The sequence below is a fragment of the Arenibacter flavimaris genome, assembly GCF_030291335.1.
GTDB lineage: Bacteria > Bacteroidota > Bacteroidia > Flavobacteriales > Flavobacteriaceae > Arenibacter.
This window is the reverse complement of record NZ_JASWIM010000036.1, coordinates 31,865-47,081: the sequence shown is the minus strand read 5'-3', so window position 1 is coordinate 47,081 and position 15,217 is coordinate 31,865. Positions and strand designations below refer to the sequence as shown.

Genomic DNA, 15,217 nt, shown 5'->3' with positions numbered 1-15,217 from the left:
TCTATGCATTCAATAGGATGGGGTAGCACACCCTCCTTATAACCCCCTCCCTTTACAAACCCAAAAAAGCGTTTACCGATGTATTGATAAACGCTTTTTTTAATCGACCGCTATTTCTGCTATCTATTCCAAATCCACTATACCAACCACTTCATAGGCCCTAGTACCATCTACCTGTACCTTTTCATATAGGATATTGCCGAACTCATAATAGGTCTGCCCGTCTATGGTCACTTTTTCATAATCGTCAGGGAGTTCATAGACTATGGTCCCTATTTCGGGTTCAACCACTTCATATTCGTTCCCGATCTGGGTATAGAAAGTACCTCCCACGGTAAAGTAGACATGGTTATTAAAACGAACCCTGCGATAATTGGCCGGTAAAGTACTTATTCTAAATCCTATTTTGGGAGCTATTACAATGTAGCGCCCTCTAGAATAGGTATAAAACCTATTGTTGGAATAGTAGTAATTTTGCCCTTTGTACTTCACTATCCTTCTATTGGGTACGGTTCTCACAGAAACGACCTTCTTTTTAGGGGTCCTATACACCACTCTTTTGCTGGACACCCTATTTGGGGTCTTTTTGGTTACCGTTCTGGTCGTTTTGGTGGTGGTAATTGTTCGAGTGCGGGTTTGGGCCATACCTACGTACATAAAGCCGATAAGTAATATGGACAGGACCAAATATGTTTTGCTATTTGTTTTCATAGGTCATAATTTTAAAAGGTTAAACTTTATTCCACTTACACTCCTTTGACCTTAATTTTCAATTTTGGTTTAATCCTACAAATGGATTTTGGACAAAATGATGTTTTTCTAGACCCAACTAAGATTGCCCCCTACCCCCTGCCGTTAAATTTGAGTGCAACCCAAAAAAACCGTACCTTGTTGATTATTATGCATGCATAGTAAAAAATATAGGCTAATGACCGAGTATAAACATATTTTCGAGCCCTTGGACTTGGGATTTACAACCCTTAAAAATCGTATTCTAATGGGATCCATGCACACGGGCTTGGAAGAGAAAAAAAATGGCCTTGAAAAAATCGCGGCCTATTATGCCGAGCGGGCAAAAGGTGGGGTTGGTCTGATTGTTTCGGGAGGGATTGCACCGAACGTGCAAGGCTGGACGGCACCCTTTTCGGCACGGATGAGCAGCAAAAAACACGCAAAACACCACAAGGTTATAACCTCCGCAGTACATAGGGAAGGTGGCAAGATATGTATGCAAATTTTACATTCCGGACGTTACGGATATCACCCGTTGGCGGTGGCACCTTCGGCGATCAAATCGCCCATCACACCCTTTAAGCCCTTTAAACTAAAACCGTCCGGTATTCATCGTACTATCCGCGATTTTGTAAATTCTGCCAAATTAGCCAAATTGGCAGGCTATGATGGTGTGGAAATTATGGGATCTGAAGGCTATTTGATCAACCAATTTATTGCTGAGAGAACAAATACCCGTACCGACGATTATGGGGGATCCTATAAAAACAGAATGCGCTTGCCCATAGCCCTGGTAAAACAGACCCGGGAAGCCGTAGGGGAGGAATTTATCATCATCTATCGTTTATCCATGTTGGATCTAGTGGAAAAAGGAAGCAGTTGGGAAGAAATTGTAGCCTTGGGCAAGGAAATTGAAAAGGCCGGTGCCACAATTATCAATACAGGAATTGGCTGGCATGAAGCACGCATACCCACCATTGCCACATCGGTACCACGCGCTGCCTTTACTTGGGTGACCAAAAAGATGAAGGAAGAACTTTCCGTTCCGTTGATTACTTCCAACAGGATCAACATGCCCGAAACCGCCGAAAAGGTACTGGCCGAAGGTCACGCCGATATGGTTTCCATGGCACGGCCATTTTTGGCAGATCCCGAATGGGTAAACAAAGCGCAAGCCAATAGAGCGGACGAAATAAACACCTGTATTGGGTGTAACCAAGCCTGTTTGGACCATGTTTTTGTCCAAAAAGTTGCCAGTTGCTTGGTAAATCCGAGGGCGTGTCATGAAACCGAACTAAATTATCGACCTGCCGAAAAAAAGAAGAAAATTGCGGTGGTAGGGGCAGGTCCAGCAGGCTTGGCCGCCTCTACCATTGCCGCACAGCGCGGACATGAGGTGACGCTTTTTGATGCCGACAAGGAAACAGGAGGGCAATTTAACATGGCAAAACAAATTCCCGGGAAGGAAGAATTCTTTGAAACCATTCGGTATTTCAACAAACAATTGGAATTGCACCAGGTAATTGTAAAATTAAATACGCGGGTAGAAATCGAAGATTTAAAAAATGGAAATTTTGATGAGGTTATATTGGCTACCGGGATTGTACCAAGAACTCCAAAAATTGAAGGAATAGAGCACCCTAAAGTATTGAGCTATATAGACGTTTTAAAATTAAAAAAGCCTGTGGGAAAACGCGTTGCCGTTATCGGTGCAGGAGGAATTGGTTTTGATGTGTCCGAGTATTTGGCACATGAGGGTGAAAGCACCGCTTTAAACATTGACGCATGGTTGAAGGAATGGGGAATAGACAAGACCATGAAGGCCCGTAGCGGTATTGAAGGGATAAGTGCCGAAGTCAGGCCCTCTCCAAGGGAAATTTTTATGTTGAAGCGCAGCAAGGGAAAATTTGGTGGTGGCCTTGGCAAAACCACTGGTTGGATACATAGAAGCAGCTTGAAGAATAAAAAAGTACAGTTTATCAATCAGGTGAAGTACACCAAAATTGATGATGAAGGTTTGCATTATGTTCACAATGAAGTGCAGCAAGTGTTGGAGATAGATAACGTGATCATTTGTGCCGGGCAATTGCCACTTAAGGAGTTATTGGAACCCTTGGAAGCCACAGGCATAAAAGTACATGTGGTTGGCGGGGCAGATGTGGCAGCCGAATTGGATGCCAAACGTGCTATAGATCAAGCCAGTAAGTTGGCTGCTTTAATTTAAAACGTTAAATAAGTTAAACAGTGGTCCTACATTATCCCTACCATACACATAACCCTCTCCCCATCCGTTGATCCAATATTCCTTTAGCGATTTCATATCTATAATGCAGACCATCCTATTCAAAGGACAAATTTACACAACCTTTCTTTTTTTTGTACTTACCATATCTTGATCCGCTCAGCTTCAGGTCTGTAATTCCGATCCCCGGGCCTAACATCAAAAGCCTCATAAAACGGTGTAAAGTTCATTAATGGGCCATTTACACGCCAGATAGGTGGCGAGTGCGGATCGTTCATTACATAATTGCGCAAGAATTCCTCGCGCATTTTTACCCGCCATATATTGGCTATGGAAAGAAAAAAACGTTGGTCCGGAGTGTAACCTCCTATTTTGGTGGAATCCTGTCCCTGTTGGGTTAGCTTAAACGCATCATAGGCAATGGCAATCCCTGCGTTATCGGCCGCGTTTTCACCCACCGTTAAGTCGCCCTTCAAATGGATACTGTCCAAAACCGTGAAGCCAGCATAAAGGTCACTGATCTTTTGAGTTTTGGCCTTGAACTTGGTATAATCGTCCTCGGTCCACCAATTGGCAACATTGCCATCCTTGTCATATTGTGCCCCTTGATCGTCAAAGGCATGCGTAAACTCGTGACCTATCACCATTCCAATACCACCGTAATTCACAGCATCGTCGGCATATAGATCAAAATAAGGGGCTTGGAGGATACCGGCGGGAAACACAATTTCGTTCAACGATGGGTTGTAATAGGCCGTTACCGTGGAGGGGGTGGTATGCCACTCGTCCCTGTTGGGAGCCTTATTAAGTTGTTTTAGCTCGTAATGATAGTCATCTTGTTGCAAGGCCACCACATTTTCAAAGAACTTATCACGCTCTATAACCACGTCATAAGTTCTCCATACATCAGGATAGCCTATTTTTTTGTTGATGGCATAAAGTTTTTCCTTGGCTTTTAGCTTGGTACTATCGCCCATCCAATCCAAGGCATCGATACGCTTCTCCAATACTTCCTGAAAATTATTTACCAGATCCAGGGCCCGTTTTTTAGCCTCTTCCTTAAAGTAACGCTTTACATATAATTGTCCCAGGGCAAAGCCTATTTGATCATCTACCCGGCGTACCATCTGCTTGGCCCTGGGTTGTTGTTGCGCCTGTCCCGACAATGCTTTGCTATATTCAAATGCGGCATCCCTAAAGGGTGTACTCAATATATTGGCGTGTGAATCCAAGGAATGTGCTTTTAGGTACGTTCTCCAATGGTCCATTGGCACCTTGGTAAGCAGTTTATTCAAAGTGTCATAATATTTTGGTTGGGAGATATTCAAAGAGTCGATCTCCGCACCCAAAATTGAGAATAGCGTCTTCCAACCCAAATTGGGCTGTTTTTGATCCAGTTCGTCAAGGGCCATTTTGTGATAGTTCTCTTTAATGACCCTCCGCTCTGTACGCGTCTTGTGCGATTGGGCCAATTGTTTTTCCAAATTATAGACAATAGCTGCCCGGGCTTCGGCATCCTTCTCCCCTACCAACTTAAAAAGTGAGGTCAGATATGTTTTATAGGCCTCCTGAACAGCTTCTACCGAAGCATCTTCCAGAAAATAATAATCCCGGTCCGGCATGCCCAATCCGGTCTGGGCAACATGTAGAATATTAAGGGAACTATTCTCCTGATCAGGGGAAACATAGGGCGCCACCATGGAATAATCCCCGGACTTGATCTGGGTAGCTACAAAGTCCATCATACCCAGAATATCCTTTATGGCCTCTATTTTATCCATTATGGGTTGTATAGGCGAAATTCCTCTGGCGTCAATACTAAGGGTATCCATTCCAGAGGCATAAAAATCGCCCACCATTTGTTCTATACTCCCTTTGGTATGTTCTTGTTGGGATACTTCCTGCAGAATATTCCTGAGCAGTTCTTGTTGGGGAATATTCAAAAATCGATAGGACCCAACCCCAACCTGATCCTCCGCAATAACCGCTGTGTCCATCCATTTTTTATTGACATGATTAAAGAAGTCATCCCCTGGTCTTATGGAATCTGTAATTCCATCAAAGACAAATGTCTTATTATCGGTTAAAAGATCGTTCTTATTGGAAGGTTCATTTTTACAGGAAATACACATCCAAAAAATCAAAGAGGCATAAAACAGTGTTTTCATGGCAGAATTGTTTTGTTAGCTCTAAGATATGTTTTTCCTGTTATTTTATGGGTAGGAAACGGATATAGTGGGTAATAAATTTTAGTAATATAAATAGCAGGTTTACTTAAATAGATGAAGAACTTTTCCCGGATTATGTAGTAGTTATCGTTTTAGGATATAGTGATTCAGCAATCTTTACATGGTATATTCACCCATCCCTAAAGCTGCCGTATTTACCTTTGGGATTATAAAATAGGAGATCGATGAAATTCCAATATATTTACCTCTATACTACACAAAAAAGGAGGATAATTAAACAAGTAATTACCCTCCTCCCCACTAATCAACCAATCTAACCTTCATTATTCCATTTCTATAAAGCCTACTACTTCGTACGCCCTGATGCCATTTACATGCACTTTTCCATACAGGATACTGGCATATTCGTAATATTCCATTCCATCTATAGCCACTTTTTCAAAATCATCCGGAAGTTCATACACTACGGTACCTATTTCAGGCTCTACCACTTCATAGGAATTGTTAATTTGTACATAAAATACCCCTTGGCTGTTATAATAGTTGTAATTATTATAATTAAGTCGCTTATAACCTGAGGGCAAGCTATTTAATCTGAATCCTATTTTAGGAGCAATAACAGTATACCTTCCCCCGGATAGGATATAATACTTGTTGTTGGCATAATAAAAGTCCTGCCCTTTATACTTAATGACTTCTCTATGGGGTACTGAACGTACCGAAACTACTTTTCGCATTGGCCTTTTATAAGTGACCTTAGTGCTAGAAACTCTTTTATACACCATTTTATTTACCGTGGTTGACTTGGTATCCCTATTGGATTTAGGGGTTGAGTTACCAACGGATTGCCCGGAAGCTTGTGTTACAAACGCAAGGGCGAGTAAAACGGATAAACTGTATATTCTGATAAATGCTTTCATAATCTCTAAGGTTTTGGGTTCCAATTGTTGGTTATACGTAGTCATTGCAACGTATTGATAAACCAAAGGTATACGTACGCTATAGAAATATGAAAGCAAATAGACAATGGCTGGATTTCTAACTATGAATATTGGAATTTAACAGATTTAAAGGAAAGGGCTACTAGTAAATGTTGGGTATTACCAGTTGTAAACCAAGAATGTTTGGTTGGTAGTGTTCACTTACCGCTACCGGTTAATGAACTAAAAGATCAGTGGTTTTAACGACCATGACCTCCCCTTCCCAACTGAAATAGTTTGTAAATCCTTGTAATGAGAACTTTTTAATATTTTTTTAAGGGAGATACCATTTATTGGATAAGAACCTCAAGACGAGATTACCCCTAGGAAATCCAAATTAGATATACTTTCCCGTCTATTCTGGAGATATGGCACTGAATTCAGATATAGAATAATTCCCAGAAACGTCCTTACTTATAACTTCTACGGTATATAGCATATTTGGAGAAGTTGCTATGGGATCCAGTGTGTCAACAGTTAAATCATTAAATTCCGCAATGGTCTCTCCCTCTTCCTTCACCACAACATCATATGTCAAAACATCACCATCCTCATCTTTGCCAATCCATGAGGTATTAAGATCGGCGGTGGTAACATCAAATATAATGGCAATTTCGGCCGCATAGGGCACATAATTACCTACAGGAGTACCTGGAGCGGCAAAAGACATGGTATCACTATTGGTTTGTCCGTCGCTGTTTTTTGAGATTATGTTCCATGTATATACCTTGCCTCTATTCAGTGTCACTTTAGCTACCAATGCATTAAATATATTTCTAAAAACCTCATTACCACCTTCGTTCACCACCAATTCATAATTCTGGGCATATTCTGCTTCCTGCCAGCTAAAGGAAATACTTACTTGAGCGTCGTTCCCTGAAACCGCTTCATAGTCGGAACAAGGCTCGCCGTTTACTGGTAAAATTCCAATTGCCTTAGTAGGAGGATTAACTTCTTTGACTATTGGTTCTTTTGCACTATCACTGCCACCGCTACAGGAAAATAGTAGAGAGGATAAAACTAAAATCGCATTGATTATAATTGATTTTGTCATTTTCATTTCTTAATGATCTTTATTGATTCCTCTGTATTATCAGTTCTTATTTTAAGTATATACAAACCTGATTCCAAAGAAGAGATATCCAAAATATTTGTCTGTTGTTGGTAATCTGTTACTTTGATCAATTTCCCTTCTAAGTTAAAAATCATTACATTCAAGAAATTTCCTTTACTTAAAAGGTGAATGTAATCCGAGGAAATCGTAGGGAAGACCTGTATGGAGTCACCTATATAGAAACTGTCGGTAATGTGACCTTGGCAATCGCTCTCTCCAAAAATCGAAACATCTGTTTTACCCGATAGACCGTCTATAAAGATGGTTTGATCTCCAAGATCGTCAAAAGTAAAATTCATTAGCTGTCCGTTCACCAGTACCTCATATTTTTTACTACCCGAAACGTTGTAGGAAACAGTTCTTGCTGTAAGGTCCAACGCTTCTCTTTTTCCACTTACAGAAGTCAGCCCATTAATGGCAACGCCATAAGTTTGTTGAAAGAGAATCTCAGGAATAGCAATAGTAACAGTATAGGAACCGACAGGCAATTGATCAATTTTAAAGGGTTCATGGGATGCAACGCTTTTAAATTGATTGAAAATTCCTTCGCCCGAAATGGATATATCCAGCAAATATTCTGTTTCATTCATGGATATTTCAATACTCCCATCGTTACTGCCCGTACAACTTGGCGTTAAGGCATAAACCTTAACACCGTCTGAAGGTACAATATCACAACCATTACTATTGACTTCAATGCCTGGTCGGGTACTCAAACAAAGATCATACTGGTCCAAAACTCCATCCAAGTCATTGTCTTCGTTACAATAAGGAACTTTACCGCCATCTGTTATGATCCAACCATAATTATCAATAAGGCTTTGCCTTGCTAATTCTCCATCGCAATACTGGCTGTTATTCATAAATAATAAAACATTGCTTTGTAACACCGGTATATTGCTCCAACCAATAAGGGTTTTGTCATAGTTTTCTAATGATAGTCCTCCACCAGAGAAAAGATGATCCATCGTTGTAACCATACTTACATCCCATTTTCCTAGGTTCTGGTCAAAGGAAGATGCCCCATTGAACATTCCTCCGATAGAAGTCACTTTGCCCATATTCCAATCTGAAATATCTTGATTAAAAGAAGTAGCTTTTCCAAACATACCGCTCATATCAGTAACATTTGATACATCCCATTGGTTCAAGGGCTTGTTGTACGAAGTGGCCTCGACGAACATTATAGCCATTTGAGTTACACTGGAAACATCCCAAATGTATAAAGGCTGATTAAAACTAGTTGCTCTTTCAAACATTCCACTCATATCAGTAACAGCACTCACATCCCAACTCGATATATCCTGATTAAACGTCTCTGCCCCTGCGAACATTACGTTCATTGATGTCACGCTTGAAACATCCCAATTTCCGATATCCTGATTAAAGGACGTTGCACCCGAAAACATAGCGCCCATATGTTGCACATTACCAACGTTCCAAGAAGAAATATCCTGGTTAAAGGAACTGGCCCCTCCAAACAAGGCATGCATTGATGTTAGGTGATCAACTTCCCATTTTCCGACTGGCTGATCAAAGGCTTTGGCACCAACAAACATACCGTCTATGAATTCAACATTACCTATATCCCAATTGGAGATATCACTATTAAAATTAATTGCATCGGAAAACATGAATGATAAATAAGTTGCATTGGAAACATCCCAATCACCTATATCCTGATTAAACAGGCTTGCCCCATCGAACATATTGCCGAAATTCGTTATAGAGCCTACCTTCCAATCGGAGAAGGAATCATTTCCTACCAAGGCTTCACAAAACCTGAACATCCCAATTGCAGAACTAACCTTTTCCAAATATGGAATATCGGTAGCCAATACATCTAGATTAGAGCAGTGTGTGAAAGCATTATCCATGGAAGTCCATTCCCCTAAACCCCACTGGTCTATGGAAACAATTTTGTCCGAATCTTGGGTCGTTCCATAAAAATCATTAAAGTATATTCTAGGAAACTGCCCGTATACGGATACTGTATACGTTCCAGGTACTGCATATTGGTGAGTTATATTTCCTGTAATCCCTGTATCACTGTTACCATCGCCCCAATCTACAGAGTAATTGTAGATTTCACCTGGAGCTGTAGGAATACGTATTCTATCATCACTGGTAGCACCAGGGTTATCTGTCTTCCAAGTAGTTACGAAATGACAATCGGTGTTGGCACCTGCATCGGAAATAGTCCATCCATAGGTATCGATAATTGCTTGTCGGGCCCAATCTGAGCTGCAATATTGGCTATTTCCAGCATCAAAAACCAGATTATTTTGAAGATTGGTTAAGCCGCTCCAACCTTTTAATAGACTATCATAGTTTTTTGTTGATAAAGTAACACCGGATAAAATAGATGTCATATCTACAACATTACTTACATCCCAATTTCCCAGATCTTGATCAAAAGAAAAAGCTCTTCCAAACATCCTGGCCATATCGGTGACACTTGAGACATCCCATTCCCCTATGTCTTGATTGAAAAGGGGAGCATCATAAAACATGACGGCCATACTAGTGACATTTGAAACATCCCATCCATCTAGCCTTTGGTTAAATGCTTGGTTACCCAAGAACATTCCTTCAGTTCTTTTAACATTGGAAACATCCCAATTTGAAATATCTTGATTAAAACTATTGGCAGAATTGAACATGTAACCCATATCATTGACTTTAGATACATTCCAATCTCCTATGTCTTGGTTAAATGAACTGGCACGGTTAAATAAGCCCGACATACGAATAACATTGGACACATTCCATGAAGAAATATCTTGATTAAAAGAATAAGCTCCTGCAAACATGGATCCCATGTCCGTTACATTATCAACATACCAATTGCTTATATCCTGGTTAAATAATGGGCAGTCAATAAAAACACCAAACATCCCTGTTATATTGCTTACATCCCATTCGGAAAAACTAGCATTGCCAATTAATTTGGTACACCCTCTAAACATGTAACCCATATTCCTGACATTGGATAAATTTGGGGTATCGGTAGCTAGGATATCTAAATTTGAACATTTTGTAAACGCATCTTCCATTGAAGTCCAGTTTATATCTCCCCATTGATCAATAGATATAAGCTTCTCATAGTCCTTTATTTCATCAACGGGGAAATAGTTGAAATACATTCGTGGAAAGTTACCTGTAATGGATATTTCATAAGTACCAACTGCGGCATAGGAATGTGTTATGTCCCCTGTTACATTGGTATTAGAGGACCCATCCCCCCAATCAATGGTATAATTATAGGTTTCACCCGGAAAAGTTGGAATAGTGACTTGGTAACTATCAGAAATACCGGGGTTGTTGGTCTTCCAGGTACTAATAAATGGGCAGTCTTCCCCAGCATCGGTAATTATCCAACCCTTGGTATCTATTAAGGCTTGCCTTTCTGCAAAAGACTTGCAAAAACTACTATTACCTCCATCAAATACCAAATTTGGTTTTAATGATGGTATACTGCTCCATCCCTGAATTAAACTATCGTAATTTTTTGAAGATAATTTTGCCCCAGTGAATATATTATTAACATTTTCTACATTTTCAATATTCCAACTTCCCAAATCCCGGTCAAAATTACTTGCCCCATCAAACATAGAGGCCATGTTGGTTACCTTACCAACATCCCAAATCCCGATTGGCTGATCAAAAACTACGGCATCCATGAATAGTTCCGACATGTTCGTTACATTGCCAACTTCCCAATTTGAAATATTTTGATTAAAGGATGATGCGCCCCGGAACATAGAATTCATTAATGTTACGCTCTGTACATTCCAATTACTGATATTTTGATTAAAATTGGTAGCCCATCTAAACATGGCATCCATTCGTTCTACCTTGCCAACATTCCATGAGGACATATTTTGGTTATATGATGTACTCTGCTGGAACATACTGCGCATATCAGTTACTTTGGACACGTCCCAATTATCAATTTCTTGATCAAAAGAACTTGCTCCACTGAACATATACCCCATATTTGTTACAGAACTCACATCCCAATTTCCTATATCTTGATTGAATGAAGATGCCCTTGAAAACATGCCACCTATAAATGTTGCCGAAATTAGAATCCAATTGTTTAAAGGCTGATTAAACTTGGTGGCACCATTGAACATGGAGTTAAAAGATTGTACATTAGAGACATTCCAATTATTCAATGGGCTATTGAATTCTTTGGCATCGAAGAACATGGTACCCATGTCCGTAACATTACTCACATCCCAGTCATTAAAAGAAGAATTGCCTACCAGATCACTACATTCACGGAACATAGCTTGGACACTGGTGACATTCGACAAATTCGGCACATCGGTTGCATTGACATCCATGTTTACACACCCATAAAATGCTCCTGACATGGAAGACCATACTATGTTACCCCATTGCTCAATGGCTAGTAACTTCTTCTCATCGGCAGCAATTGGGTTTCCCGTCTCGTAGTTAAAATAAATTCTTGGAAAAACCCCAGTAATCGAAACTTGATAGGTTCCCGCACTGGCATAGGTGTGGGTAATATTCCCCACAACATTTAAATCCGAGGTGCCATCTCCCCAGTCCACTGAATAATCATAGTTTTCTCCGGGATAGGTTGGAATTGTAATCTGGTTCTCCTCTGAAATTCCTGGATTATTCGTTTTCCAGGTCGTGATGAATTCCGATTGTGCCGAAACGGCAAAATGGAAAAAGCTCAAAAGAGCTAAAAAGTAGATTTTTTTCATGCAAGGGTATTACGGTACCAACTTACATTTTGTTTCTGACATTTCAATGACCTCTCGTTATTCTGTCTGCTTTTCCTGTTAAATGTCCTTAAGAACAACTATATAAATCAACATCATAAGAGTGTTGTCGTTTCGCTTTAGTAATGATACAATCAGAAATGCATCTTCATCCCCTCATGGCTGTCCTTAAAACCAAGTTTTGTATAAAAGGCTATTGCCGATGGCCTTTTCTTGTCCGTGGTTAACTGCAATATATGGGCATTTCTTTCTTTTGCCCTATTTATCGCCCACTCAAACATTTTAGTGCCTAAGCCTGTTCCCCTTTGATCCTTCCTAATTCTCACAGCTTCGATCTGGGCTCTTACACCTCCGCGATAGGTGAGGTATTGGATAAAGGACAATTGCAAGGTACCTATCACCTCCCCCACTTCATTTACAACAACCATAAGCTCCTGGTTTTCATCGCCCATTATATTTTCAAAGGCCGTGTAATATTCTTTGGGCAAGGGTATTTGAAAATTCTCCCTTGTTTTTCCCAACTCATCATCGGCAATCATTTCCACAATGGCCAAAACATCCTTTTTTGTTGCTTTTCTGAATATCATATCCTTAAAATCTCCCTTAATGTTTCTCCTTTTTTTTTGTAAATATCAAACTGAACAACAACCCAATAAACGCCATTCCAAATCCAATGACTCCTATATTGATTCCCAAAAGTGTTTTTTCACTTCCGTCCAAAAATATCATGGAACCACCATAGGATTCCTGTAAAACATAAGCCAATAAGAAGCCGCCAGTTACCAATAAACTTAATATGCCACTGATCATGGTTTCATTCTTTACCCAAACCAACCATATGCATAGCGCCCCTATACTCGAATTGGTAATTAACTGCCATACCTCATGAATTTTTGCATGGGGAGTCCAATCCGGATTAAAAACATGGGTTGCATTGATTTCCAAAAAAGGTACCACAATGGCATAAAGAAGGATGCTGAATGTGATTATTGATCTTTTCATGTGCTTATAAGTTTTCGTACAATTTTTCGGTTGCCTTTTTAAGATCGGCCTTAGGCAAAAACTGATCAGCTATAGTTAATATGGCATGAATATTATCGCGTAATCTATCCAATTTTATTTCGCCTGGGCCAACAGATGTTTGCAATAAATGAAGGGCCATATCGGCGAGTAGCAGCCGCTGTTTTTCCAACCACTCTTTGTCATCCTTATTGGCCGGATTGTTCATATAACTAGTTTCAACCAGACTATGCAACTCCCAACTGGTATCCAATATTTTTATTTTCTCTTCTTTAGTCATCTTTTTTAATCATCGTTTTATTGAAATAGGTCGCCTCTTCAAAATCCCGGATGTTCATGGATAGAATTGGAACTCCCGGAAACATTTGATTTAATTTCATTACCACTGTTTTCGACAACACAGCCTTTTGCTGTACCGATCTCCCTTCCATAATATTGGCAAAAATATGGACAAAATCACTCTTATTGCTCCCAATTTGGTAATACTTAAATGGATTGATCCTTACCTTTATATCTCCAGGATCAAAAAGCTGTGTGGACTCGGCAGCATCATATACGTTTTGCATAATCTCCTGAGGCGATTTTAACGAAATGATGCTTTCCGAACAATCTATTATAAAATGTGGCATAAATTTAAATTTTGAATTGTTATTTTTAGTAGTTATCCCCCTCCGGCTTTTACACTCCCCTATTTTTCTAAAGCGATTAGTGGGCAGTCCATCCTATTGGCATCGCTTGCAAGCCTGTGCCATTCTTGGCATCTACCCATAGGGAAACGCGAAAATTTAATTGGCCTGTGGGTACCAAACTCCCGTAGCCACCGTTTCCTCGATATATTTTGAAATGTCCTTAGGCCTTCTCCCCAATACTTTTTCAATATCATTGGTCATCTCCGCAATGTTCGGATTACCTAGGACTTCAGAGAACAAGTACTCTATTAGCCAAACATAATCGGCCGGAACTCCCTGTTGTTTCATTACTTGCGCATAGGCCGAGAGCGTAATTGATGTAAAGGCAATGTTTCTTCCAGTGGCTTCCGAAATCTCATGGATCACTTCCTTAAAGGTGAGTTGCCTGGGCCCGGTAAGTTGATAAATATTTCCGTTGTGCTCCCCCTTTAACAAAGCCGCCACAACCACATCGGCAATGTCATCCGTGTCCACAAAGGGAACTTTAACATCTGCCTGGGGCAAGGCCACAAAGCCATCCAAGATAGGCTCCAATAAAAAACTTTCACTAAAATTTTGATTAAACCAACTGGCCCTAACAATAGTATAATCCAGACCCGAGTGGATCACTACTTGTTCACAGAGCTCTGCTTCCCGCTCCCCTTTACCCGATAATAGTACTACCTTTTTTACACCGGCCTGTTTGGCCTTCCCAATCAAGACCTCAATAGCTTTTAAGGCACCCGGAACCGCTAAATCTGGCTGAAAGGTGATATAGACCTTCTCCATCCCTTGCAAACTCCCGGACCATGTTTTTGGTTGATCCCAATCAAAGGCCGGACTTGCAGATCTGGAACCTATCCTAACCTTATGTCCTGCTTCCTTTAATCCTTGAACGACTTTTCGGCCTGTTTTCCCAGTTCCGCCGATAACTAAAATATTACTCGTGTTTTCCATTTTTATTTGTATTAAAATTATTTTATACGATTTTGTGATGTCTATTGAATACTATTTTTGATGGTTTGTACGAATGCCATTAGCAGTATGAGAAATGAAATTATCGAACTGATGGTCCTAATAAGGTGCAAACGATTCCATTTTATCTCGAAGCTTTCCCGCAATTGTCCCAATTCTTCGGAGCTGGCCGTGTTTAAATCAACTTTATCCAGCATCTCGTTTAAAGGGACGTTCCCGAAAATGGTAACCAGCACAACCCCTAAGAAGTAGGTAGCCATGGCCAAAATCAATAGCCACATAAGTGTAGCCGGACTTCCTTTCAACCAATACAAACTGATAAACCCGAGAAGGGAAGGACCAAAGAACACCAGAAAGAACAGGGGATTAATTATGGTTCTGTTCATTTGTTGGAAGGACATTAAATAGCCCTGATCGTCCAACCTTCCAATTCCGGGGGTAATGGCATTGGTCCAGGTGAAGCACAATCCTGCGGATAGGCCGGTAAGCACTATCAATACACCCATTACTATAGTTTCAAATGTGATATCCATGACC

The 15,217-nt window shown here is 40.3% G+C and carries 12 protein-coding genes; 1 reads left to right on the top strand and 11 read right to left on the bottom strand.

Annotation, left to right across the window (positions count from 1 at the left end):
• Nucleotides 1-123: 123 nt before the first annotated feature.
• Nucleotides 124-711 (bottom strand): DUF6515 family protein, encoded by a 588-nt coding sequence (locus QSE00_RS20965; RefSeq protein ID WP_110355222.1) that lies wholly within the window; start codon nucleotides 709-711, stop codon nucleotides 124-126.
• A gap of 217 nt (nucleotides 712-928) precedes the next feature.
• Between QSE00_RS20965 and QSE00_RS20960 the strand changes: the two genes are divergently transcribed.
• The gene (locus QSE00_RS20960) at nucleotides 929-2,956 is read left to right on the top strand and encodes an NADPH-dependent 2,4-dienoyl-CoA reductase (RefSeq protein WP_286107374.1); all 2,028 of its coding nucleotides are present in this window, start codon (nucleotides 929-931) and stop codon (nucleotides 2,954-2,956) included.
• A gap of 158 nt (nucleotides 2,957-3,114) precedes the next feature.
• Here QSE00_RS20960 and QSE00_RS20955 read toward each other — a convergent pair whose 3' ends face one another.
• From QSE00_RS20955 to QSE00_RS20910, 10 genes are all read right to left on the bottom strand, one after another.
• Nucleotides 3,115-5,142 (bottom strand): M13 family metallopeptidase, encoded by a 2,028-nt coding sequence (locus tag QSE00_RS20955; protein ID WP_286107373.1) that lies wholly within the window; start codon nucleotides 5,140-5,142, stop codon nucleotides 3,115-3,117.
• Between the two features lie 344 nt (nucleotides 5,143-5,486).
• Nucleotides 5,487-6,083: a DUF6515 family protein gene (locus QSE00_RS20950; RefSeq protein WP_286107372.1), complete on the bottom strand. Its 597-nt coding sequence runs from the start codon at nucleotides 6,081-6,083 to the stop codon at nucleotides 5,487-5,489.
• 415 nt (nucleotides 6,084-6,498) lie between these two features.
• On the bottom strand, nucleotides 6,499-7,197 hold the full coding sequence (locus tag QSE00_RS20945; protein ID WP_215948156.1) for a hypothetical protein: 699 nt from the start codon (nucleotides 7,195-7,197) through the stop codon (nucleotides 6,499-6,501).
• A gap of 2 nt (nucleotides 7,198-7,199) precedes the next feature.
• A complete protein-coding gene (locus tag QSE00_RS20940; RefSeq protein ID WP_286107371.1) occupies nucleotides 7,200-11,999 on the bottom strand; it encodes a BspA family leucine-rich repeat surface protein in 4,800 nt (1,599 codons plus the stop codon).
• A 152-nt stretch (nucleotides 12,000-12,151) separates the two neighbouring features.
• Entirely contained in the window at nucleotides 12,152-12,604 is a 453-nt protein-coding gene (locus QSE00_RS20935; RefSeq protein WP_286107370.1) for a GNAT family N-acetyltransferase, read from the bottom strand.
• A 16-nt stretch (nucleotides 12,605-12,620) separates the two neighbouring features.
• Nucleotides 12,621-13,019, bottom strand: a complete 399-nt coding sequence (locus QSE00_RS20930) for a hypothetical protein (protein WP_110355216.1) — start codon at nucleotides 13,017-13,019, stop codon at nucleotides 12,621-12,623.
• Nucleotides 13,020-13,023: 4 nt separating this feature from the next.
• On the bottom strand, nucleotides 13,024-13,317 hold the full coding sequence (locus QSE00_RS20925; RefSeq protein ID WP_286107369.1) for a hypothetical protein: 294 nt from the start codon (nucleotides 13,315-13,317) through the stop codon (nucleotides 13,024-13,026).
• Nucleotides 13,310-13,666 (bottom strand): 5-carboxymethyl-2-hydroxymuconate Delta-isomerase, encoded by a 357-nt coding sequence (locus QSE00_RS20920; protein ID WP_286107368.1) that lies wholly within the window; start codon nucleotides 13,664-13,666, stop codon nucleotides 13,310-13,312. Before QSE00_RS20920 ends, QSE00_RS20925 begins: the two co-directional genes overlap by 8 nt.
• Before the next feature lie 156 nt (nucleotides 13,667-13,822).
• Entirely contained in the window at nucleotides 13,823-14,662 is an 840-nt protein-coding gene (locus tag QSE00_RS20915; RefSeq protein WP_286107367.1) for an NmrA family NAD(P)-binding protein, read from the bottom strand.
• A 41-nt stretch (nucleotides 14,663-14,703) separates the two neighbouring features.
• Nucleotides 14,704-15,213, bottom strand: a complete 510-nt coding sequence (locus tag QSE00_RS20910) for an anthrone oxygenase family protein (RefSeq protein ID WP_286107366.1) — start codon at nucleotides 15,211-15,213, stop codon at nucleotides 14,704-14,706.
• Nucleotides 15,214-15,217: the final 4 nt, after the last annotated feature.

Coding starts and splice junctions, on each gene's coding strand:
- QSE00_RS20965 (WP_110355222.1), bottom strand. CDS start 711: ATGAAAACAAATAGCAAAACATATTTGGTCCTGTCCATATTACTTATC.
- QSE00_RS20960 (WP_286107374.1), top strand. CDS start 929: ATGACCGAGTATAAACATATTTTCGAGCCCTTGGACTTGGGATTTACA.
- QSE00_RS20955 (WP_286107373.1), bottom strand. CDS start 5,142: ATGAAAACACTGTTTTATGCCTCTTTGATTTTTTGGATGTGTATTTCC.
- QSE00_RS20950 (WP_286107372.1), bottom strand. CDS start 6,083: ATGAAAGCATTTATCAGAATATACAGTTTATCCGTTTTACTCGCCCTT.
- QSE00_RS20945 (WP_215948156.1), bottom strand. CDS start 7,197: ATGACAAAATCAATTATAATCAATGCGATTTTAGTTTTATCCTCTCTA.
- QSE00_RS20940 (WP_286107371.1), bottom strand. CDS start 11,999: ATGAAAAAAATCTACTTTTTAGCTCTTTTGAGCTTTTTCCATTTTGCC.
- QSE00_RS20935 (WP_286107370.1), bottom strand. CDS start 12,604: ATGATATTCAGAAAAGCAACAAAAAAGGATGTTTTGGCCATTGTGGAA.
- QSE00_RS20930 (WP_110355216.1), bottom strand. CDS start 13,019: ATGAAAAGATCAATAATCACATTCAGCATCCTTCTTTATGCCATTGTG.
- QSE00_RS20925 (WP_286107369.1), bottom strand. CDS start 13,317: ATGACTAAAGAAGAGAAAATAAAAATATTGGATACCAGTTGGGAGTTG.
- QSE00_RS20920 (WP_286107368.1), bottom strand. CDS start 13,666: ATGCCACATTTTATAATAGATTGTTCGGAAAGCATCATTTCGTTAAAA.
- QSE00_RS20915 (WP_286107367.1), bottom strand. CDS start 14,662: ATGGAAAACACGAGTAATATTTTAGTTATCGGCGGAACTGGGAAAACA.
- QSE00_RS20910 (WP_286107366.1), bottom strand. CDS start 15,213: ATGGATATCACATTTGAAACTATAGTAATGGGTGTATTGATAGTGCTT.